At 70.5% G+C, this 22006-nt stretch carries 17 protein-coding genes and 1 pseudogene; 4 read left to right on the top strand and 14 right to left on the bottom strand.

Going from position 1 to position 22006, the window contains the following annotated elements; all coding sequences use genetic code 11:
• Positions 1-136 precede the first annotated feature (136 nt).
• Positions 137-631 (top strand): lamin tail domain-containing protein, encoded by a 495-nt coding sequence (locus ACIBA9_RS12905; RefSeq protein WP_399362355.1) that lies wholly within the window; start codon positions 137-139, stop codon positions 629-631.
• Between the two features lie 25 nt (positions 632-656).
• On the opposite strand, the gene ACIBA9_RS12910 is transcribed toward ACIBA9_RS12905, so the two are convergent.
• The 5 genes from ACIBA9_RS12910 to ACIBA9_RS12930 form a co-directional block, all read right to left on the bottom strand.
• Positions 657-1496 (bottom strand): carbohydrate ABC transporter permease, encoded by an 840-nt coding sequence (locus tag ACIBA9_RS12910; RefSeq protein ID WP_362162201.1) that lies wholly within the window; start codon positions 1494-1496, stop codon positions 657-659.
• Between the two features lie 24 nt (positions 1497-1520).
• Complete coding sequence (locus ACIBA9_RS12915; protein WP_399362357.1) at positions 1521-2873, bottom strand: ABC transporter permease subunit; 1353 nt, start codon at positions 2871-2873, stop codon at positions 1521-1523.
• Positions 2874-2884: 11 nt separating this feature from the next.
• Positions 2885-4210 carry an ABC transporter substrate-binding protein gene (locus tag ACIBA9_RS12920; protein WP_399362359.1) on the bottom strand — a complete coding sequence of 442 codons (1326 nt, stop codon included), beginning with the start codon at positions 4208-4210 and terminating at the stop codon, positions 2885-2887.
• 59 nt (positions 4211-4269) lie between these two features.
• Positions 4270-5895: a glycoside hydrolase family 13 protein gene (locus ACIBA9_RS12925; protein WP_399362361.1), complete on the bottom strand. Its 1626-nt coding sequence runs from the start codon at positions 5893-5895 to the stop codon at positions 4270-4272.
• Between the two features lie 133 nt (positions 5896-6028).
• Positions 6029-7300: an ABC transporter substrate-binding protein gene (locus ACIBA9_RS12930; protein WP_399362363.1), complete on the bottom strand. Its 1272-nt coding sequence runs from the start codon at positions 7298-7300 to the stop codon at positions 6029-6031.
• 123 nt (positions 7301-7423) lie between these two features.
• On the opposite strand from ACIBA9_RS12930, the gene ACIBA9_RS12935 reads away from it, so the two are divergent.
• From ACIBA9_RS12935 to ACIBA9_RS12945, 3 genes are all read left to right on the top strand, one after another.
• On the top strand, positions 7424-7939 hold the full coding sequence (locus ACIBA9_RS12935; protein WP_362162214.1) for a PadR family transcriptional regulator: 516 nt from the start codon (positions 7424-7426) through the stop codon (positions 7937-7939).
• Positions 7936-8688, top strand: a complete 753-nt coding sequence (locus ACIBA9_RS12940) for an ABC transporter ATP-binding protein (protein WP_362162217.1) — start codon at positions 7936-7938, stop codon at positions 8686-8688. The genes ACIBA9_RS12935 and ACIBA9_RS12940 overlap by 4 nt, the downstream gene beginning before the upstream one ends.
• Positions 8689-9070: 382 nt before the next feature.
• Positions 9071-11353 carry an ABC transporter permease gene (locus ACIBA9_RS12945; protein ID WP_399362366.1) on the top strand — a complete coding sequence of 761 codons (2283 nt, stop codon included), beginning with the start codon at positions 9071-9073 and terminating at the stop codon, positions 11351-11353.
• Between the two features lie 162 nt (positions 11354-11515).
• Here the strand turns inward: ACIBA9_RS12945 and ACIBA9_RS12950 are convergent, their stop codons facing one another.
• The 9 genes and pseudogenes from ACIBA9_RS12950 to ACIBA9_RS12990 all read right to left on the bottom strand — a co-directional run bounded on the left by ACIBA9_RS12950 (position 11516) and on the right by ACIBA9_RS12990 (position 21956).
• The gene (locus ACIBA9_RS12950) at positions 11516-12274 is read right to left on the bottom strand and encodes a DsbA family protein (RefSeq protein WP_399362368.1); all 759 of its coding nucleotides are present in this window, start codon (positions 12272-12274) and stop codon (positions 11516-11518) included.
• A gap of 103 nt (positions 12275-12377) precedes the next feature.
• On the bottom strand, positions 12378-14030 hold the full coding sequence (pgi, locus tag ACIBA9_RS12955) for a glucose-6-phosphate isomerase (protein ID WP_399362370.1): 1653 nt from the start codon (positions 14028-14030) through the stop codon (positions 12378-12380).
• A gap of 283 nt (positions 14031-14313) precedes the next feature.
• Positions 14314-14529, bottom strand: a pseudogene (locus ACIBA9_RS12960) (MFS transporter); the annotation flags it as partial.
• A gap of 121 nt (positions 14530-14650) precedes the next feature.
• Positions 14651-14986, bottom strand: a complete 336-nt coding sequence (locus ACIBA9_RS12965) for an RNA polymerase-binding protein RbpA (protein WP_003957010.1) — start codon at positions 14984-14986, stop codon at positions 14651-14653.
• Between the two features lie 233 nt (positions 14987-15219).
• Positions 15220-15456 (bottom strand): preprotein translocase subunit SecG, encoded by a 237-nt coding sequence (gene secG / locus ACIBA9_RS12970; protein WP_362153563.1) that lies wholly within the window; start codon positions 15454-15456, stop codon positions 15220-15222.
• Positions 15457-15564: 108 nt separating this feature from the next.
• The gene (gene tpiA, locus ACIBA9_RS12975; protein WP_399362372.1) at positions 15565-16341 is read right to left on the bottom strand and encodes a triose-phosphate isomerase; all 777 of its coding nucleotides are present in this window, start codon (positions 16339-16341) and stop codon (positions 15565-15567) included.
• Positions 16342-16346: 5 nt separating this feature from the next.
• Positions 16347-17558: a phosphoglycerate kinase gene (locus ACIBA9_RS12980; protein ID WP_399362374.1), complete on the bottom strand. Its 1212-nt coding sequence runs from the start codon at positions 17556-17558 to the stop codon at positions 16347-16349.
• 135 nt (positions 17559-17693) lie between these two features.
• A complete protein-coding gene (gap, locus tag ACIBA9_RS12985; RefSeq protein ID WP_393900308.1) occupies positions 17694-18704 on the bottom strand; it encodes a type I glyceraldehyde-3-phosphate dehydrogenase in 1011 nt (336 codons plus the stop codon).
• A gap of 297 nt (positions 18705-19001) precedes the next feature.
• Positions 19002-21956 (bottom strand): M14 family zinc carboxypeptidase, encoded by a 2955-nt coding sequence (locus tag ACIBA9_RS12990; RefSeq protein ID WP_399362376.1) that lies wholly within the window; start codon positions 21954-21956, stop codon positions 19002-19004.
• Positions 21957-22006 lie beyond the last annotated feature (50 nt).

Raw genomic sequence — 22006 nt, forward strand, 5'->3', positions numbered from 1 at the left:
TCCCCGCCGCCTCCGCCGTCTCCACAACATCCCCCTTCCACCAGGGACTTCACGCTTTCCTCACGAGATGGCCACGCGCCGTACGTCTTTTGGATGAGCTCCTGGCGCTCCATCCGCACCATCGAGGGGGGACCTCATGCACATACGCTTCGCGCTGGCCACCGCTGTCACGGCCGGAACGCTCGCCGTCGTCGTCGCCGCTCCGGCCCAGGCCGCCGAATACTCGTCGTCCCTGAAGATCAAGGGCGTCCAGTACGACGCACCCGGGCGGGACTCCAACAGCTGCCGTACGGGCAACAGCACGAGCGAGTATCTGACGATCAAGAACTACTCGCGCACCGCGACGGTGAACCTCAAGGGCTACGTCGTCGAGGACGCCACCGGCAACAGGTTCACGTTCGCCGCCGACCACTACCTCCAGCCCGGCGACTACGTCCGGCTGCGTGGGGGCCACGGCACCGACTCGGACGCCAAGAACGTCGTCTACCGCCAGAACTGCAACTTCATCTGGAACAACGACGGGGACACCATCCACCTGTACAAGCCGTCCGGCGCTCACGCCGACACGCACGCCTACACCAAGTCCCGCGACGACCGGGACGGCAACGGCTACATCACGTACCACGGCTGACGCACCGGCGGCCGGGCGGGTCCGGTCACTTGACCGAGCCCGCCATCACGCCCTGTACGAAGTGCCGCTGGAAGGCGAAGAACACCACCACCGGCACGATCAGGGACAGGAAGGCGCCCGGCGCGAGGACGTCGATGTTGCTGCCGAACTGCCGGATCTGCGACTGGAGTTCCACGGTCAGCGGCTGGGACGAGCTGTCCGCGAAGAGCAGGGCGACCAGCATGTCGTTCCAGACCCACAGGAACTGGAAGATGGCGAGGGAGGCGATCGCCGGGCGGCCCACCGGCAGGACCAGCCGTGTGAAGATGCGCCACTCGGTGCCCCCGTCCATCCGCGCCGCCTCCAGCATCTCCTTCGGCATCTCGGCGAAGTAGTTGCGCAGCAGGAACACCGCGAACGGCAGTCCGTAGGCCACGTGGAAGAGGACGACCCCGGGGATCGTGCCGAACAGGCCGAGCTGTCCGAAGAGTTTGGCCACCGGCAGCAGACCGATCTGCACCGGCACCACCAACAGGGCCACCACCAGCAGGAAGAGCGGTTCCCTCAGCGGGAAGTCCAGCCATGCGAAGGCGTATCCGGCCAGGGCCGCGATCACGACGACCAGGGTGGTCGCCGGCACCGATATCAGTACGGTGTTCCAGAAGGCCTGGGTGATACCGGCGTTCTTCAGCAGCGCCGAGTAGTTGTCGAAGGAGAGCTGCCCGGGGCTGGCCAGCGCCGTCCACCAGCCGCCCTTCGCCGTGTCCCGCGCCGAGCGCAGGGAGGACAGGAACAGTCCGGCCAGCGGGGTCAGCCAGACCAGGCCGACCACCACCAGGAAGGCCTGCACCAGGCCGTTGCCCAGCCCCCGCCTGACCGTGTTCATCGCTGGCTCCTCATCGGTGACTCCTCATCGCTGACTCTGTCGGAAACGGCGGACGTTGAAGACCATCGCGGGCACCACCATCAGGAGCAGGAGCACACCGAGCGCGCTGCCGAGTCCCTGGTTGTTGCCGCCGCCGAAGGACACCAGCCACATCTGGGTCGCGAGGACGGTGGCGTCCTCCTGCACCGGGCCGGGCGCGATGATGTAGACGAGGTCGAAGACCTTCATCACGTTGATCACCAGGGTCACGAAGACCACGGTGAGCACGGGCGCGAGCAACGGCACGGTGATCCGGCGGAAGATCTGCCACTCGTTCGCGCCGTCCATCCGGGCCGCCTCCAGCGCGTCCCGGGGAAGCGAGGAGAGACCCGCGCCGATCAGCACCATCGCGAAGCCCGTCCAGATCCACAGGTAGGCGCCGATGATCGCCGGTGTGACGAGGGCCGGGCCGAGCCAGGAGATGCCCTGGTAGGGCGCGGCGAAGTTGGCGGCGGGCAGCTTCACCGTGTACGAACCGTGGTCGAGTCCGGGGAAGCGGAAGGAGCCGTCGGCGGCGGTCGTCGTGCTCGCGATCGCCTTGCCGTCCCGCACGGCCTGGACCCGCATCCCCGGCAGTCCGCTCTCCCGCCGGTCGACCCTGCCCGGCCGGCCTCCGCCGCCGGGCGTGAAGTCCAGGTAGACCACACCGCGCAGTTCACCGGAGGCGGCCTTGGCGCCGGCCGCCGGATAGGCGGGCGCCGCGTCCGCGGGCAGGTCCTTGGGCAGGACGCCGACCAGCGGAAGCGTCACCGTGTGGCCGGTGGCGGCGGTCGTGCCGTAGGAGCCGTCCCGCTCCTGAGGCAGCGAGCCCTGGCGTCCGCGGGCCGTCGGGTAGGTCGACGTGCCCTGGAACGCGTCGTGCACGGAGACGACGGCCGCGTTCAGGACGCCCTTGTCGGGGTCCTCGTCGTAGGCGAGGCGGAAGATGATGCCGGCGGCGAGGAAGGACACCGCCATCGGCAGGAACAGCAGCAGCTTGAACGCGGTGGCCCAGCGCACCTTCTCCACGAGCACGGCGAGGATCAGGCCGAGTCCGGTGAGCAGGGCGGGGGCCACGACGACCCAGACGACGGTGTTGCGGATGGCCTTCAGGGTGGCCGGGTCGCGGAACATCTCGGTGTAGTTGCCGCCGCCGACGAACCGGGTGCCGGAGGCGTCGAAGAAGCTGCGGCCGACGGAGAACAGCACGGGGTAGACGACGAGGGCGCCGAGCAGGAGCAGCGCCGGGAAGACGAAGAGCAGCGCGACGAGCCGGGCGCGCCGCCGGCCGCGGCGCGCGGGCGCCGGGCCGGCGGCCCGGGGGCCCGCCTGCCGTTTCACGAGTGTGGTGACGGTCATGGCGGGGCCGCTCAGTCCTGGTAGGCCTTGGCCGCCGCGGCTTCGAGCCTGGCCGCGGTCCCCTTCGGGTCCGAGGGGTCGCGCAGGAAGTCCTGCAGCAGCTTCCACTCCCCCGCGCCCTTGGTGCCGCCGAACGCGGCGGGTGCCTGGTCGGACATGTCGAAGCGGACCGAGTCCCCGGCGCCGACGAGGGACTTGGCGGTGGCGCGGGTGACGTCGTCGCCGTACTGGGCGAGGTCGAGCTTCTTGTTCGGGGACAGGAAGCCGCCCGCCTTCGCCCACACGCCCGCCGCCTCGGGGGTGGCCAGGTACTCCAGGAGTTTCATGCCGGCCTTGGCGTTCTTGCCGTCCTTGAGGACGACCGCCGCGTCGCCGCCGCTGACGACCGGTGCGCTGCCGCCGTCGACCGCGGGGAAGGGGAAGAAGTCGGCGTCCTTGCCGATGGTCTTGCCGTACTGGTCGTGGGCGACCCCGGCGACGAAGTCGCCCTCGTACACCATGCCGGCCTCGGGCTTGGGACCGAAGACCTTCTCCACCGAGCCGGGGAAGTCGGTGTTCAGGGCCTCGTCGCGGCCCCCGGCGACGAGTTGCTTGTCCTTGAACAGCTTGCCGAGCGTGGTGAGCGCCTTGACGACGCTCGGGTCGGTCCACTTCAGCCGGTGGGTGGCGAGGGCGTCGTACTTGTCGGGGCCGGCCTGGAAGAGGTAGACGTTCTCGAACCAGTCGGTGAGGGTCCAGCCGTCCTCGCCGGCCACCGCGAAGGCGGCGAGACCGGAGTCGGAGACGGTGTGCCCGGCCTTCAGCAGCTCGGCGTACGTCTTCGGCGGCTTGACGCCGGCCTGGGCGAGTGCGTCGGGGCTGTACCAGACGGTGGACTTGTGGGCGGCCTTGAAGTAGAGGCCGTAGAGGGTGTTGCCGACGCTGCCGTACTTCTTCCAGACGGGCGCGTACCCGGCGTCGACGGACTTCTCGACGGTGGCGGACAGCGGCCTCAGCCAGCCCTTTTTCGCGAACTGCTGGAGCACGCCGACCTGCGGGACCATGACGACGTCGGGCGCGTTGCCGCCCTCGATCTTGCTGCCGACGACGGTGGAGACGTTGTCACCGGTGGAGAGGAAGCGTGTCTTGGCGCCGGTCTTGGCGGTGAACGCGTCCAGCACCTTCTGGAAGTTCTTCTGTTCACTGCCGGTCCAGACTCCGGCCACGGTGACGGTCTGGCCGCTGAGGGCCTTGTCGCCGCCGCCCGCGGAGACCGCTGTGCCGCCGCAGGCGGTGGCGCCGAGGGCCAGCGCGAGCGCGGTACAGCCGGCGAGCAGGTTCCTACGTCGTCGCATCATCGTCGATGTCCTTTTCGAGAGGCGTTCGAGGGTGGGTCGAGGGTGGGAGTTGCCGGGGGTCAGAGGTCGGTGAGCCACCAGGCAGCCGTGGAGCCGGACAGCACACCGGCCGGGCAGGGGCCGCTGGAGAGCAGGGGGGTGCCGGAGACCGGGGCGGGGGTGGGGGCCGTACCGAAGTTGACGGCGCAGACCAGGCCGTCGCCGCGGACGAAGCCGAGGACGCCCGGCGGGGTGTCCAGCCAGCGCAGCGTGCCCTCCCCCAACTGGGGCAGGGAGCGGCGCAGTTGGAGTCCGTCGCGGTACAGGTGCCAGAAGGAGCGGGTGTCGGCGAGCGCGCGGTCGGTGGCGTACTCGGCGAAGTACTCCGGCTGCGGCAGCCACGGTTTGGCACTCTCGGCGCCGGAGGTGAAGCCGAACGGGGAGGCCTGCCCGGACCAGGGCAGCGGCACCCGGCAGCCGTCGCGTATGCGGGCGCGGCTGCCGGTGCGGCGGAAGATCGGGTCGGTGAGCACGTCGTCGGGCAGGTCGACGACCTCGGGCAGCCCCAGTTCCTCGCCCTGGTAGACGTACGCGGCCCCGGGCAGCGCCAGCATCAGCAGCGCGGCGGCGCGGGCCCGGGCGGGGCCGAGGCGGCTACCCTCGACGGCGGGTTCGCCGTAGCGGGTGACGGTGCGGACCTGGTCGTGGTTGTTGAGGACCCAGGTGACGGTCGAGCCGGTGCCGGCGATGTCCTGCATGGCCTCGGTGATGACCTTGCGGAACGCCTCGGCGTCCCAGGGGGCGCCGAGCAGGTCGAAGAAGAAGGCCTGGTGGAGTTCGTCGGGGCGGACGTAGAGGGCGTGTTCGCGGGCGGTGGGGACGGAGACCTCGCCGACGAGGAGACGTTCGCGGCCGTCCCGTGCGGTGTACTCCTCGCAGGTGGCCCGCCACTGCCGCCACACGGTGTGCACCTCGGGCCGGTTCCAGGCCAGGGGGTTGACCGAGTCGCGGGTGCGGGCGTCGGCCTCGGGGTCGTCGGAGTCGGGCAGCCCGGGGTGCTTGTACAGGCCGGCCGCCACGTCGATGCGGAAGCCGTCCACACCACGGTCGAGCCAGAAGCGCAGGACGCGGTCGAATTCGGCGGGGATCTCGGGGTAGCGCCAGTTCCAGTCGGGCTGCTCGGGGGTGAACATGTGCAGGTACCACTGGCCCGGGCGGCCGTCGGGCTCCGTGACACGGGTCCAGGCGGGGCCACCGAACATGGCGTGCCAGTTGTTGGGCGGCTCGGCGCCGTCGGGGCCGCGGCCGTCGGCGAAGTGGAAGCGGGCGCGGGCCGGGCTGCCGGGTCCGCCCCGCAGTGCCTCGCGGAACCACGGGTGCTCGCTTGAGCAGTGGTTGGGGACGATGTCGAGGAGCACCTTGATGCCGAGCCGGTGGGCGGCGGCCATCAGCAGGTCGAACTCGGCGAGGTCGCCGAAGACCGGGTCGACGCCGCGGTAGTCGGCCACGTCGTAACCGTGGTCGTGCTGCGGCGAGGGGTAGAACGGGCTCAGCCAGATGCCGTCGACACCGAGCTTCTTCAGATACGGCAGTCCGGCCCGGACGCCGGCCAGATCGCCGATGCCGTCACCGGTGCTGTCCAGGAAGCTGCGGACGTACACCTGGTAGATGACGGCGTCGCGCCACCAGTGGTGCTTGCTCAACATGCATGCATGTTAGGTAGGCGTGTCGGAGGGGTGTCAATGAAAAGAACAGAGCTACTGCGCAGTTGGGGAGGTAAATCCGGACTTAATACCCGGCTAACCGACAGATGAGATGTCCGCGTTACCTAACATGTAACTAGCGGTCGGAGATGGCCGCCAGCTCGCGGGCCAGTCGCCGCACCGCCGCCGCGGGCGTCTCGCGCCCGGCGAGGGCGTCCTGGACGACCGCCTGCACCGCCAGGCTGACCTGGTCGTAGTGCGCGCTCTTGGGGCGCGGCGCGGCGGTGAGGACGGCGGTGCGCAGGGTGGGCAGATAGGGGAACCGGCGCACCAGGGCGGGGTCCTCGTACAGCGCCGCGCGCACCGGTGGCAGGGAACCCCGGGTGAGCACCTGCCGTTGGACCGGCGCGCTGGTGAGGTAGGCGATCAGCCGTGCGGCGGAGTCGGGGTGCCGGGCGTGGGCGTTGACCGCGAGGTTGGAGCCGCCCAGGACGCTCGTCCCCGGCCCGTGGGGCCCCGGCAGTGGTACGGCGCCGATCTTCCCGGCGACCTTGGATCCCCTGGCGGAGGCGACGGCGTAGACGTAGGACCAGTTGCGCAGGAAGAGCAACTTGCCGTCCTGGAACGCCTGTTTGGACTCCTCCTCCTTGTACGTCAGCGCCTGCCTGGGTATCCAGCCCTCGCGGATGCCGCGGGCGAGGAAGCCGATGCCCTCGCGGGCGGCGGCCGAGTCGACGGTGACGCGGGTGCCGTCGGCGCCCAGGATCGTGCCGCCCGCCGAGTAGACCGCCTCGGCCGCGTTCACGGTCAGGCCCTCGTAGGGCAGGAACTGCCCCGCGTAACCGGCGAGGCCGTGCTTCGGCGCGATGACCTTGGCGTCGCGCTCCAGCTCGGCCCAGGTGCGCGGCGGGCGGACGCCCTCCTCCGCGAGGACGTCCTTGCGGTACAGCAGGAGACCCGCGTTGGTGACGTACGGGACGGCGTACAGGCGTCCGTCGTAGGTGGCCGTGTCCACCACCGGCGGCAGGAAGCTCTTCAGCGGGAAGCGGGCGCGTGGCAGCGGGCGGATCCAGCCGGCCGCCGCGAACTCCGAGGTCCAGTCGACGTCGATGTTGAGGACGTCGAAGCGGCCGCGGTCGCCGCCGCGCAGGTCGGTGGCCATCTGCGCATGGGTCTCGTCGGCGGAGTCCGGCAGCTCCACGAGGGTGACCCGCTCGCCGGGGTGGGTGCGGTTCCAGCCCCTCAGGAGCGGACCGAGATAGCCGGTGAGGTCGCCGGCGGTGGCCAGGGTGAGCGGTCCACGACCGCCCCCGCCGCCCTCGTCGACGCGGGCACCGGAAGCGACGTACCCTGCCATGATCACAACGAGAACGAGAAGGCCCCTACCGGCGGCGTGTATCCACCGCATAGGTTCCTCCCTGTACACCGGCACCGCGGGCACCCTCGCCCGGGATCAGAGGCCATGTATACCTGTTAGGTATGGGCGATACTAGGGCCTGGAGCACATTGAGCAGACAGGAGGAGAGCACGAGTGCGCCTGCCCCTCCTGGCACTCCTGGCCCGCGGCCCGGCCCACGGCTACGAGCTGAAACAGGACCTTGAGCAACTGCTGGGCTCCGCGTACCCTCAGCCGAACGTCGGCCAGATCTACGTCACCCTCGGCCGCCTCGAGAAGTCGGGACTGATCGAGGGCGAGGACATCGAGCAGTCCAGCCGACCCAACAAAAAGGTCTACCACCTCACCGACGCCGGGCGCGAGGCGCTGCTCGCCTGGTTCGAGGAGACCGAGGACGAGCCGCGGGTACGGGACGAGTTCTTCATGAAGCTCGCCCTCGCCCCGCAGACCGGTCTCGCCGACCAGATCGCCCTCATCAACAAGCAGCGGCGCCAGTACCTCAACACCATGCGCAACCTGTCCAAGCTCGCCGCGGCCGAGAACCGCGACAACCGGATCGCCCACCTGCTCATCGAGGGCGCGATGCTGCACCTGCAGGCCGACCTCGACTGGCTGGAGCGGTGCCAGGAGGAAATGGAGGAGCTGGAATGACCGACGGCTCTGCCGCTCCCCTGCTGCGCGCCCAAGGCCTGGTGAAGACCCACCACGGCGAGGGCGCGCCCGCGCATGCCGTGCGCGGGGTCGACCTCAGCGTCACGCGGGGCGAGTTCGTCGCGATCACCGGCCCGTCCGGCGCCGGCAAGTCGACGCTGCTGCATCTGCTCGGCGGACTGCAACGGCCGGACGAGGGCAGCGTCTGGCTGGACGGGCGGTGCACGGACTCCTTCAGCGAGGCGCGCTGGGCGGTGGAGCGCCGCAAGGCCATCGGGATCGTCTTCCAGTTCTTCAACCTGGTCTCGGACCTGTCCGTCGCCGACAACGTCGAGCTGCCCGCCCTGCTGGCCGGGGTGCCGCCGAGGAAGGCCCGCGCCGAACGCGAGGCCCTCCTCGCCGAGCTGGGCCTGCAGGGCAAGGAACGCAGCATGCCCGGCGAACTGTCCGGGGGCGAACAGCAGCGGGTCGCGCTGGCCCGTGCCCTGGTCAACCATCCGCCGCTGCTGCTCGCCGACGAGCCCGCCGGCAGTCTCGACAGCAAGGGCACCCGCGAGGTGACGCGCCTGCTGTCCCGCTTCCACGCGCGCGGACAGAGCATCGTCCTGGTCACCCATGACGCCCGGCTGGCGAGCGCCGCGGACCGGGTGATCAGCTTCTTCGACGGCCGCATAGCCGACGACGCCGCCCTGGACGGCACGCCGCCGCGCCGCGGAGGCATCTCCGGTGTGCTGGAGCTGAGGGACTGATGATGGCGCCGCCGCAGAAAGCGCGAGCGACGAGGTTCGCGGCAGGGGCCGGGGTGAGGTTCGTGGCACGGGCCGGGGTGAGGTTCGTGGCACGGGCCGAGGTGAGGTTCGTAGCACGGGCCGGGGTGAGGTTCGCGGCTCGGGCTGGGACGGGGTTCGCGGCTCGGGCTGGGACGGGGTTCGCGGGACCGCGCGGGACGGGGTTCGTGGGACGGGCCGGGACGAGGTCTGCGGCACGGGCCCAGACGAAGCTCGCGGCACGGGCCGGGACGGGGTTCGGGGCACCGCGCGAGACGAGGTTCGCGGCACCGCGCGAGACGGAGTTCGCGGCACCGCGCGGGACGAACATCTCGGTGTACGCCGGGGCGAGGGGCTGAGGGGCGTGCGGGCCACCCTGCGCTGGGCGCACTCCGATCTGCGCACGCACCGGGGCGAGGCGCTGTTCCTGGTGCTGGCCACGGCCGGCATCGTCGCCTCGCTGCTGCTGGCCACCGCCCTGTTCGGTTACGCCACCAACCCCTGGCAGCGGGTGTTCACCCAGGCGCGCGGCGCCCACGTGTGGATCCACACCGGCCCGTCCGCGGACGCCCGCGAGCTGGGCCGGCTGGCCGGTGTCACCTCCGTCGCCGGCCCCTACCGCACCGAGTCCGCCACCGTCTCCTCACGCGGCTCCCGCGCCTCGGTGGAGCTGCGCGGCACCCCGCGTCTGCCCTCCGTGGGCCGCCCCCTGCTGACCACCGGACACTGGCTGGATCCGGCCGAGCCGGACGGCGTGGTGCTGGAGAGCGGCCTGGCCCGGGCCCTGCTGGCCGAGCCCGGAGACACCCTGACGCTGCCCGGTACCGCCCGCTCCCTCACCGTCGAGGGCATCGCCGACAGCGCCGAACCCCACTACAGCCCGGGTGAACAGCCGGGCCTGGTGTGGGCGCTGCCCTCCGCCGTACGCGCCCCCGGCGGCCAGGTCATCGGGCTGCGACTGGACGATCCCGCCGACACGGACTACGCGGTCCAGCGTGCCGTCACCGTGCTGGGCGCGGGCGCGGTCGACGAGGTCTCCACCTGGCAGCAGGCGCGCTCCGCGGCACAGGGCGACAACCGGCTGCTGGGCCAGGTGCTCGGACTCTTCGGGCTGGGCGCGCTGATCGCCGCCGGGTTCGCGGTGCACGGGGCGATCGCCACGCGGATCCGCGGACATCTGCGAGACCTGTCGGTGCTCAAGGCGATCGGGTTCACGCCGGGCCAGGTGGTGCGGGTCTTCCTGCTCCAGCATCTGGCGTACGCCCTGCTGGGCTCCGTGGCGGCGGCCGCGCTCACCGAGTCCCTCGGCCGCCGGGTGCCCGGCCGGCTCGGGGACGCCGTGGGGGTGTGGCAGGGACTGCCCGGGCACACCCTGGCGTTGTGCCTGGTGCCTGTCGGCGCGGTGCTGTTCATCGGTCTGACCACAGGCCTCGCGGCCTGGCGGGCGGGGCGGGTGCCACCGGTTCCGGTGCCGCGCCCCTCGGCCCCCGCCGGCGGGCGCCTGACCGGTCTGGCCCGGGAGGCGCTGGGGCTGCGGTTGCCCGCCGCGCTGGTCCTCGGCTGCCACCGGGCCTTCACCGGACGCGGCCGGTCATTGGCGAGCGTGGCCCGGCTGACCCTGCCGCTGGTGCTGATCGTGGTGGCGCTGAGCGCGTGGACCACGATCGACCGCTTCCACAGCGACCCCGAACGGGTGGGCCTGCCGACCGCGCTCACGGTCCGCGCGGACGGCGCCGCGGACCCGCCCGGCCTGCGAACCCTGCCCTCACATGACTCCCGGATCGCCGCCGCCTATCCCGGCGTCGAGGTGGCCGCCCTGGTCCCGGGCCAGACCGGGACCATCGCCCTGCGCGGCATCGGCACCCGGGACGAGCCCTACCCCTACGCCCTCGCCGACGGCCGCGCCCCGCGCGGTCCGGACGAGGCGGTGGCCGGCCAGGGCCTGCTGGACCTGCTGCACGCACGAGTCGGCGACTGGGTGCGGATGACGGTGGGCGACCGACCGCAGATCCTGCACATCGTCGGCCGCGGTATCGAACCGCGCAACGCCGGCCGGGTGGTGACGACCTCCCTGGACACCCTCCGCGAGAACGACCCCGGTCTGTCCCCCGCCTTCTACGAGCTGCGGCTGCGGCCCGGCGCCGACCCGGACAAGGTGGCCGCCTCGCTCACCTCGGCCGGCCGGGGGCGCCTGGACGTGCGCCCGCTGACGAACCCCGCCGACGGGCTGTCGCAACTGCGGGCGGTGGTCGCCGGGCTGATCGCCGTCCTGGGCCTCATCGGACTGGTCGAACTGCTCACCGCGATCGGGGGCAGCGTCCGCGAGGGCGCGCGCGATGTCCTGGCACTGCGGGCGATCGGCATGACCCCGCGCCAGATCACCGCGATCACCGTCACGTCGATGAGCTGTACGGCCCTGGCCGCGGCCCTGGCCGCTACGGCGCTGGGGCTTCCGCTGGCCCACCGGCTGATCGACGCCCAGGGCAGCTCCAGCGGCATCGGCGCCGGGATCGCGCGATCCCCCTCCCCCGGGCTGCTGCTCCTGCTGGGCGCCGCCGCGGTGCTGGGAGCGGCGGGACTGGCCGCCCTGCCCGCGGCCCGCGCGGCACGCGGACGCCTCGCGGACACGCTGAGCGCGGTGGCCTGAGCCCGGGGCGGTGGCCCGAGGGCGGCGGTGGCCCGAGGGCGGCGGTGGCCCGAGGGCGGCGGCGTCCCTGACCCGCCTTCGGCCCTCCGGCTTCCGGCAAGCGGCTTCCGGCCCTCAGGCTCTGCGGCTCTCAGGCTCTGTGGCTCTGTGGCTCTACGGCTCTCACGCGGACGAGTCCCGCCATGAGTCGGGGTCTTTGCGGATCTCCGTCAGCAGGTTGCCGAAGGCCTTGCCGCTGAAGAGCAGGCCGTTGTACTGGGACGGGATGCGTACCTCGTCGATCTCGGCGGTGGGTGTGCCGGGAACCTTCGCGCGCTCGTAGGCGTCCTCGGCGTTCGCCACGAATGTGCGGTACTTCATGGTCTTCACGGCGGCGTCGAAGGCAGGTCCCCGCAGCCCGGGAACCCTTCCCGCCAGCTTCAGCAGCGCGGCGTCGGTGAATCCGTCGACGCTCTCGGCGGACTGGTGGGCGTAGAGCACGTCGTGGTACTCGGCGAACTTGCCGGCGTCCAGCGCGGCCCGCAGCGCGTTGACCGCCTTCTTCGAACCGGAGCCGCCCAGCCGGTCGTCCAGGAAGGAGGCGAGGGTGTACTCGGTCTTCGCCTCACGCCGGATGGTCGCCGCGCGCAGCGTCGGTGCGCCGCCGGTGGTCTCGAACTGCTTGCACACCGGGCAGCGCGGGTCCTCGTACAGGCGCACGGTCAGGGGGGCGGCGGGGTCTCCGACCATGATGGTCGTCCCGTCGTTCCCCAGCCGTTCGGGCACGTGCGACAGACCGGTGTAGGCCGGCCGGGCCGTCGCCGTGGCCGTGGGTTCGGGCCGGCCGTCCCCCGCGTCCGACGACCGGTGCCCGCCACAGCCCGCCACCGACAGCCCCACCACGGCGGCCGTGACCGCCGCGGCCCACCCCCTGCGCGTCATGCGTATGTCCTCCCCTTGATCAGCGGAACGAACGATAAGGGATACGCGAGGCGAGCGCGCAGGGGGAGGTTCCGCGAGGGCCTGGCGGCCTGCCCCGGGCGGATCAGCCGCGGCCGCGCAGTCGCCGGTACTCGGCTACCAGTGACTTCGTCGACGGGTCCAGACCGGGCACCTCCGCTCCCTCGGTGAGGGCAGGCTCGACCCGCTTGGCGAGGACCTTGCCGAGCTCCACGCCCCACTGGTCGAAGGAGTCGATGTTCCACACCGCGCCCTGCGTGAACACCTTGTGCTCGTACAGGGCGATCAGCTGGCCGAGCACGGACGGGGTCAGCTCCTTGGCCAGGATGGTCGTCGTCGGCCGGTTGCCCTGGAAGGTCTTGTGCGGGACGAGTTCGTCCGGCACGCCCTCCGCGCGGACCTCCTCGGCGGTCTTGCCGAAGGCGAGGGCCTGCGTCTGGGCGAAGAAGTTCGCCATCAACAGGTCGTGCTGCGCCTTGAGTTCACCGCTCAGCTCGGCCACGGGCCGGGCGAAGCCGATGAAGTCCGCCGGGATCAGCTTGGTGCCCTGGTGGATCAGCTGGTAGTAGGCGTGCTGCCCGTTGGTGCCGGGCGTGCCCCACACGACGGGTCCGGTCTGCCAGTCGACCGGCCGGCCGTCGCGCTGCACCGACTTGCCGTTGGACTCCATGTCCAGCTGCTGGAGGTAGGCGGTGAACCTGGACAGGTAGTGGCTGTAGGGCAGGACGGCGTGCGACTGGGCGTCGTGGAAGTTGTCGTACCAGATGCCCAGCAGACCCAGCAGCAGCGGAACGTTGTCCTCGGCGGGAGCGGTGCGGAAGTGCTCGTCGACGAGATGGAACCCGGCCAGCATCTCCCGGAACCGGTCCGGCCCGATCGCGATCATCAGGGAGAGGCCGATCGCGGAGTCGAAGGAGTACCGGCCGCCGACCCAGTCCCAGAACTCGAACATGTTGTCCGGGTCGATACCGAAGTCGGCGACCTTCTCCGCATTGGTCGACAGGGCCACGAAGTGCTTGGCCACGGCCGACTCGTCACCGAGCGCGTCCAGCAGCCACGTCCGCGCGGAGGTGGCGTTGGTGATCGTCTCGATCGTGGTGAAGGTCTTGGACGCGACGATGAACAGCGTCTCCGCCGGGTCCAGGTCACGCGTCGCCTCGTGCAGGTCGGCGCCGTCCACATTGGAGACGAAGCGGACCGTCAGACCGCGGTCGGCGAAGCTGCGCAGCGCCTCGTAGGCCATCGCGGGGCCGAGGTCGGAGCCGCCGATGCCGATGTTGACGACGTTCCGGATCCGCTTGCCGGTGTGCCCGGTCCACTCGCCGGAGCGGACCCGCTCGGCGAAGGAGGACATCTTGTCCAGGACCGCGTGCACCTTCGGCACGACGTTCTCGCCGTCGACCTCGATCACCGCGTCCCGCGGGGCGCGCAGCGCGGTGTGCAGCACCGCCCGGTCCTCGGTGACGTTGATCCTCTCACCGCGGAACATGGCGTCCCGCAGCTCGAACACACCGGTCGCGACCGCCAGTTCGCGCAGCAGGGTCAGGGTCTCGTCGGTGACCAGGTGCTTGGAGTAGTCGACGTACAGGTCGCCGACCCGGAGCGTGTATGCGTCGCCGCGCTGCGGGTCGGCGGCGAACAGGTCCCTCAGATGGGTGTCGCCCCACTCCTCCCGGTGCTTGGCGAGAGCGGTCCATTCGGGCCTCTGGTTGAGCCTGGTACGGCCGTCTGCGTTCATATCGACTTCAGCCTTCTTTCGTGCCTGTCCCGGTGCGTCCAACCTAATTGATCACCCCTGGCGACAGGCCGTCGTGACATCGCCGTCCGGCGCGGCAACGAATACGTCCGCCTCGCGCGAGAGTCTCAGGGCGACGAGCGCGGGTCTCAGGGCGATCAGCGACGGGACGGCGAGGCGGCGGCGAGCAATACGCGGGCGTTCAGTCCCCAGGCGGTGGCCGGGGCGCCGCCCGGCAGCGCACCCAGGGGCGCCCCGGCGACGGCCATGGTCCGGAAGGGACGGCCGCGAGGCCGGTGACGAGCGCTCCGCGCATCGCGGCCACCGTCCACATCGCCCGCCGCTGGTCGGCCCGGTCGGCGACGGCCCTGCCGAGCAGGCCGAAGACGATCCAGGGCGGATGACGACAGGCGGGCACCGAGGCGATGAGCAGGGGCCACAGCCGGCCCAGGCCCCCGCGCCACGCGGGCGCACCCCTGTTCGCCGTCTCCACCGCCGCCACAACTCCCCCTCGCGGTTCTCGCGTTACGAAAACCGTAGAGGGTGCCACTGACAACGGGGCGGTCGTGCGGGCGGGAACGGCTCCGGCCAGGCGCCCGTGGGCACCTGGCCGGTGAGAAGTCCTAGATCTCGCCCCGCAGTTTGGCGAGCGCCTCGGCGAGGATCGCCTCGCCGTCCGCGTCGCTGCGGCGCTCCCGTACGTACGCGAGGTGCGTCTTGTACGGCTCGGTGCGCGGCGGGTCCGGCGGGTTGTCCCGGTCCTGGCCGGCCGGGAAGCCGCAGCGCGGGCAGTCCCAGGTGTCGGGGACCTGAGCGTCGCTGGCGAAGCTCGGCTGCGTCTCGTGCCCGTTGGAGCACCAGAAGGAGATGCGCAGACGCGGCGCGGACTCGCCGCGCTCGGCCTCGCCCATCGGCCCCGCCCCGACCCGACTTCCTCGGATCGCGTTGCCACTTGCCACGGTCGTAACTCCCTGCGTGATGGTGCCGCGAAGCGAGTCGGCGTTCCGCTTCGCCGCGAGCGCCTCAGTCTACGTAAGGCCCAACGCGCGTCCAGTGGTTGGAGTTACAGCCCCCACACCTAGACGCAAGCCCCATGATAGGCCGCGCTTCGGGGCGCGTACCGAACATGGGGCGTTCCATACGGAAAGTACGTACCGTACGTGCTGTTCGTGCCGGCTGTTCGCCTTCGTCGTCAGCTGTTCGACTTCATCAGCAGGCTGAGCACGATGACACAAGCGAACCAGAGCAGACCGACCACGATGGTGATCCGGTCGAGGTTGCGCTCGGCGACCGAGGAACCGCCGACGGAGGACTGCATGCCGCCGCCGAACATGTCGGAGAGGCCGCCGCCCTTGCCCTTGTGCATCAGCACCAGCAGCATCATCAGCAGGCTGAAGACGATCAGGGCGATCGAGAACCCCAAAACCACGGCTGGACCAACTTCCTCGGATACGGATGGACGACGGGGGCACGGCACCACGGCAGTGCCCCCGCAAGAGTACGACGTATCGTCGCTACCGCCTACTCACAGTCCGTTCTACTGATCGCGGAAACGCACGATCTTGACGAACTCGTCCGCGTCCAGGGAGGCACCGCCGATCAGCGCGCCGTCGATGTCGGCCTGCGCCATGATCTCGGCGACGTTGCCCGACTTGACCGAGCCGCCGTACTGGATACGGACGGTGTCGGCCAGCTCCGGCGAGTACAGCTCGGCGAGCTTGGCGCGGATGGCGGCGCAGACCTCCTGCGCGTCCTCGGCGCCGCAGACCTTGCCGGTGCCGATGGCCCACACCGGCTCGTAGGCGATAACGATGGACTCGGCCTGCTCGGCCGGCAGGTCCTTCAGACCGCCCTCGACCTGGGCGAGGGTGTGGTCGACGTGGTTGCCCGCCTCACGGACGTCCAGTTCCTCGCCGACGCACAGGATGGGGGTCAGGCCGTGCTTGTAGGCGGCCTTGACCTTGGCGTTGACGATCTCGTCGGTCTCGTGGTGGTACTGGCGCCGCTCGGAGTGGCCGACGGCCACGAACGTGCACTTCAGCTTGGCCAGCATCGCCCCGGAGATCTCGCCGGTGTAGGCGCCGGAGTCGTGCTGCGAGACGTCCTGGGCGCCGTACTTGATCTTCAGCTTGTCGCCGTCGACCAGGGTCTGCACGGAGCGCAGGTCGGTGAAGGGCGGCAGGACGGCGACCTCGACGGCCTCGTAGTCCTTGTCGGCCAGGGCGAAGGCGAGCTTCTGGACGTGCGCGATGGCCTCGAGATGGTTGAGGTTCATCTTCCAGTTGCCCGCCATCAGCGGCGTGCGCGTGCTCATTGAGGTCAGTCCTCCAGTGCGGCGAGGCCGGGGAGCGTCTTGCCCTCGAGGTATTCGAGGGAGGCGCCGCCACCGGTCGAGATGTGGCCGAATGCGTTCTCGTCGAAGCCGAGCGTACGCACGGCCGCGGCGGAGTCTCCGCCGCCGACGACGGTGAAGCCGTCGGAGTCGACGAGTGCCTGGGCGACCGCCTTGGTGCCCTCGGCGTAGTCGGGGTGCTCGAAGACGCCCATGGGACCGTTCCAGAAGACGGTCTCGGCGTCGGTGAGCTTCGAGGCGTACAGCTCTCGGGTCTTCGGGCCGATGTCCAGGCCCTCCTGGTCGGCGGGGATCTTGTCCGCGTCGACCACGGTGTGCTCGGTCGGCGCCTTGGCCTTCAGGTCCGGGAACTCCCGGGCGACCACGACGTCGACGGGGAGCAGCAGCTCCACGCCGTTCTTCTCGGCGCGCTGCATGTACTCGGTGACGACCGGCACCTGGTCCTCCTGTAGGAGGGAGATGCCGACCTCGTAGCCCTTGGCCTTGAGGAAGGTATAGGCCATGCCGCCGCCGATGAGGAGGCGGTCGGCCTTGCCGAGCAGCTGGTCGATGACGGCGAGCTTGTCGGAGACCTTGGCGCCGCCGAGGGCGACGACGTAGGGGCGCTTGACGTCGTCGGTGAGCTTCCGCAGGACGCCGACCTCGGTGGCGATGAGGTAGCCGGCGTAGTGCGGCAGCCTCTTCGGCAGGTCGTAGACGGAGGCGTGCTTGCGGTGCACGGCGCCGAAGCCGTCGCCGACGTAGACGTCGGCGAGGGCGGCGAGCCGGTCGGCGAACTCGCCGCGCTCGGTGTCGTCCTTGGCGGTCTCGCCGGGGTTGAAGCGCAGGTTCTCGATGACCGCGACCTGGCCGGGCTCCAGGCCGTCGACGGCGTCGTGGGCGGCGGGGCCCACGGTGTCCTGGGCGAAGGCGACCGGCGCGCCGAGCAGTTCACCGAGGCGCTCGGCGGCGGGCAGCAGCGAGAAGGCGGGGTCCGGGGCACCCTTGGGGCGGCCCACGTGCGAGGCGACGATCACCTTGGCGCCCGCGTCCGCGAGGGCCTTGACCGTGGGCAGGACGGCGCGGATACGGCCGTCGTCGGTGATCGTCCCGTCGGCCAGCGGCACGTTGAGGTCGGCGCGGACGAAGACCCGCTTGCCGCTCACGCCGTCGGCGAGAAGTTCGTCGATCGTCTTCATGGGGTGGACTCCAAAGAAGGGCTCGTGGTGCACCTGATCGTAAAAGGGCGTGGTCCGCACGCGAGAGCAGGGCCCGGACAGCGCGACGGTGCGCTGCCCGAGCCCTGCTCTCGCTTCAAGGTCCTGCTTCGGTGATCAGAGCTGGTGGCCGACGAAGACCGTGAGGTCGACGAGGCGGTTGGAGTAGCCCCACTCGTTGTCGTACCAGCCGAGGATCTTCACCGAGTTGCCCTCCTGGACCATGGTCAGGGAGGAGTCGAAGGTGCAGGAGGCCGGGTCGCCGACGATGTCCGAGGAGACGATCTCGTCCTCGGTGTAGGACAGGTAGCCCTTGAGGTCGCCGTCCTCGGAGGCCTTCTTGAACGCGGCGTTGACCTCGTCCTTGGTGACCTCGCGCTGGAGCGTCACGACCAGGTCGGTGGCCGAGCCGGTCGGGACCGGGACGCGCATCGCGATGCCGTCCAGCTTGCCCTTGAGCTGCGGCAGGACCAGGGCGGTGGCCTTGGCGGCACCGGTGGTGGTCGGGATGATGTTCTCGGCGGCGGCACGGGCGCGGCGCAGGTCCTTGTGCGGGAAGTCCAGGATGCGCTGGTCGTTCGTGTACGCGTGCACCGTGGTCATCAGACCCTTGACGATGCCGAAGTTCTCGTCGAGGACCTTCGCCATCGGGGCCACACAGTTGGTGGTGCAGGAGGCGTTGGAGATGACGTGGTGCTTCGCCGGGTCGTACTGGTCCTGGTTGACGCCCATGACGATGGTGATGTCCTCGTCCTTGGCCGGAGCCGAGATGAGGACCTTCTTGGCGCCGCCCGCGATGTGCTTGGCGGCGTCTTCCTTCTTGGTGAAGATGCCGGTCGACTCGATGACGATGTCGACGCCCAGATCGCCCCAGGGGATCTCGGCCGGGTTGCGCTCGGAGAGCACCTTGATGGTGTGGCCGTCGACGGTGATGGTGTCGGCGGTGTGGGACACGTCCTGCTTGAGGCGGCCCAGGATCGTGTCGTACTTCAGCAGGTGGGCGGTGGTCGCCGTGTCACCCAGGTCGTTGACAGCCACAACCTCGATGTCTGCACCCTGCTCCAGCAGCGCGCGGAAGTAGTTACGGCCGATACGGCCGAAGCCGTTGATGCCTACGCGGATCGTCACGAACCGATCTCCTCGTTGGTACGCCGGCCACGCGGTGCCGGCGAGCTGTATTTGGGATGTCCCCGACCACCACCGACCCTACCTCTCCGATGCCCCCGGAGTGACATTGAGATGCCGCATAGAGGGCAGGCGGTCCGTACCCGCCAGTAGGGGTACGGACCACCAAGGATCGACAGTGGCTTCACCCGTATTTGTTACGGAATGCCGCCCCTGGTTGACGCCCTTGTCACTCGTTCGTGAGCGGGTCGGCTCACCTGTCGACTACCCCTTCCATGCACCGTTGAGACGGGGTCGCGCTCACCTGTCGAGCGATGCGTACGCCTTCCGCAACAGGGCCGCCCGGTCCGCCGCCGACGGCACCTGTTCGAGACCGAAACCGAGCAGCACCGTGTCGTCGGTGGTGACCGCTCCATAGGTCTGGAAAAGGGTGCCGGTGCGCGTCCAGTCCTTCAGCACCGCCGGGCTGCCCTCGGGCGGCCCGGCCGCCTTCCACGCGCCCAGGGACGTCTCGAACCCCTCGGTCTCCCGCGCCGTACCGGCGACGACCAGCGAGGCGTCGTCGACGAGGACGCCGTGACCGCCGCTGCCCGGGTCGGTGATGTAGCCGACCGAGATCTCGACCCGTTTGCCCGCGTAGGCGCTGAGGTCGAAGCCCACCTGCTGCCAGCCGGAGGAGCTGCCGGTGAGGCTGTTCCAGGAGCCGGTGGACCCGGTCGCGATGCAGGTGTTGCCCGCAAGGGTCAGATAGTGCCTGAGCCAGGGGTGCTCACCGATCAGGAATCCGGCGCCGCACTCGGCGGGCACGGCCGTTCTCGTGGCGCCCGAGACCTCCGGCAGGGTCGTCCAGTCGTCGCCGCCCACGGTGTGCGCCTCCACCACCGCGTGGTCGTAACCGGGTTCGGTGTCCCACAGCAGCCGCGCGCGCAGGGCCGGCTTGTCGGCGGCGGGTACCCCGGTGAGGTCGACGGTGCGGGTCAGTCGCTTGTAGGCGTCGTCGGTGTGCACCGCGGCGGCCATGCCGGAGCCCGAGTACGGCCCGTAGGGGTTCACGGTCCCGGCGAACCGGCCCGCGCCCGCGCTGGCGAACTGCGGATGGGTGGACACCGGAAGTTCCTCGGAGGTGACCCCGTAGGTACCGGCCTTGTCCAGCGGGTTGCCGGGCGCGTCGCCGAGGGCCCCGACGAAGCCGTCCAACGCGCCGGACCCGGTCAGTCCGGTGGCGCCCTTCGTCGACGTGCGGCTGTAGGCACCCAGGTAGTACTGGCTGAAGTCGTTCGACAGGGTGCCGTCGCCGAGGTCGACGCTGCCGCCGGCCAGTTCGCCCGCCTCGATCAGCCTGCCGCCCTCGTTGAGGTACGAGCGCAGCTGCAGCTGGGTGGGATTGCCCGGGCCCTGGGTGCCGGAGTAGTGGACGACCGTCCGGAAGTGCTTCAGGACGCCGAGCGCGTCCGGTACGCCCCGGGTGGCGACGTCCCACACGGTCGCCCGGTGCCCGGCCGCCTTCAACGCGTCCACGTACGTCCTCGCCTGCGCGGCGGCCGTGCCCTCCTCGGCGACGACGAGGGTGTCGGCCGCCGGCCGCTCGGCGACCGTGTAGGTGAAGCGGCCGCCGCTGACCTTCCTGCCGCTCGCCGTCTCGCCGGTGAACCACACCTCGACCCTGTCGCCCGGCACTCCGTCCCGCACCTTGGCCCGGTACTCGTCGAAGTGGAGGTCGTCCTCACCGCCGTAGGTCTGTCCGCCCTTCCAGCGCCTGAGCGCCTGGTCGCGCGTGCGGCCGCCGTTGACGCGGTACTTGAGCTCCTTGTCCCGGATCGCCTTGCGGACGACGACGGAGACCTCCTGGTCCGCGCCCCGGGAGTACGAGGTGGAGAACGCGGCCGGTGTGAAGTCGGCGGCGCTCAGCCCGACGGAGGAGACCGGCCTGTCCGGGTGTACGGCGGTCTCGGCGACGGAGAGCGCGAACGGGACGTTCTTCTCGAACTCCTGCCGGATCAGCTTCTCGTCGTCGGGGAAGTTGAACACCGACTGGCAGTCCTCCGGCTTCCAGGCGTCGTCCGGGTCGATGCCCGAGGCGGTCTCGCAGGTCGACATCTCGGGGGTGAACATCGCCATCCCGTTGACGTTCGACGCGTGCCCGTCCGCTTCCCCGTTGGTGGTGTACAGCTCCGAGGAGAGCTGCGAACGGTAGCCCGGGACGGCCGGGTTGTCGGGGGTACCGGCGAGCGCCTTGTAGAGCACGTCGTCCGGGGTCGGGGTGGCCACCTGCCAGCCGACGCCGTAGAGGAGGAGTTCCGCGGCGGAGTGGTAGTTGATGGCGTAACTGAAGCCGACGCGCTTCTCGAAGCCGTCGAGCGCCCTGGTCTCGGGCTCGGACTCGGGGCTCGCTCCGCGGTAGGTCTCGCTGGTGGGGCTCGGGGACGAACCCTCGTCGTCGTAGCCCCACTTGTAGCCGAAGTTGCGGTTGAGGTCGACGCCGTCGCCCGTGCCGATGGTGCCGTCGCCGTTGACGTCGCGCAGGTTCTTGCGCCACAGACGGGTGCCGGAGTCCTTGAAGGTGTAGTCGTAGCCGTCGGGGTTGGCGGAGAGCACGAACCACAGCTCGGTCGAGTCGACGATCTTCTTGACGCGCCGGTCGCTCCTGTAGTGGTCCAGGTAGTAGTGCAGCAGACGCCGGGTCATCTCCGGCGTGATCCACTCGCGGGCGTGCTGGTTGGACATGTACAGCACGGCCGGTTTGGCGCCGTCCTTCGACTTCTTCGCGTTCTTGGTCAGTCTGAGCGCGAGGATGTCCTGGCCCTTGACGGTCTTGCCGATGGACTCGACCTTGGTGAGGCCTGGATGGGCCTTCGCGATGCCGAGGATCTCCTCCTGGAGGCCGCCCTTCCCGCTGTACGGGCGGAACACGCCCTGCGCGGCGTCCTCGGTGCGCGCCTCCGCCCTGGCCGAGAGGGTGTGTTCGGTGAGGACGACGCCCTGCTTGCGGAGCCTGGCGGCCTGTTGGGCGGTGAGGTAGACCTCGACCTCGGTCTTTCCGCCCGCCGTGACCTGGTCGCCGAGTTCCCGGCCGTCCTGCCCGGCCGCCAGGAGCAGCGGCAGCTGCTCGCGCGTGACATCGGCGTGGAAGACCCTGATCTCGCCCGGGTCGGGCCCAGCCGGGCTTCCGTTCTGCGCCTGGGCCATGGGCGCGAGGCTTGCTCCGCCGAGCAGCAGCGCGCCGACAGCGAGGATCGATCTCGCTCTGTGTCTCATGAACCCCCCTGGAGGTGGTCCGCCACAGCGACGAACGCGTTGCCAGGCTC

The organism is Streptomyces sp. NPDC051452 (assembly GCF_044454765.1).
GTDB lineage: Bacteria > Actinomycetota > Actinomycetes > Streptomycetales > Streptomycetaceae > Streptomyces.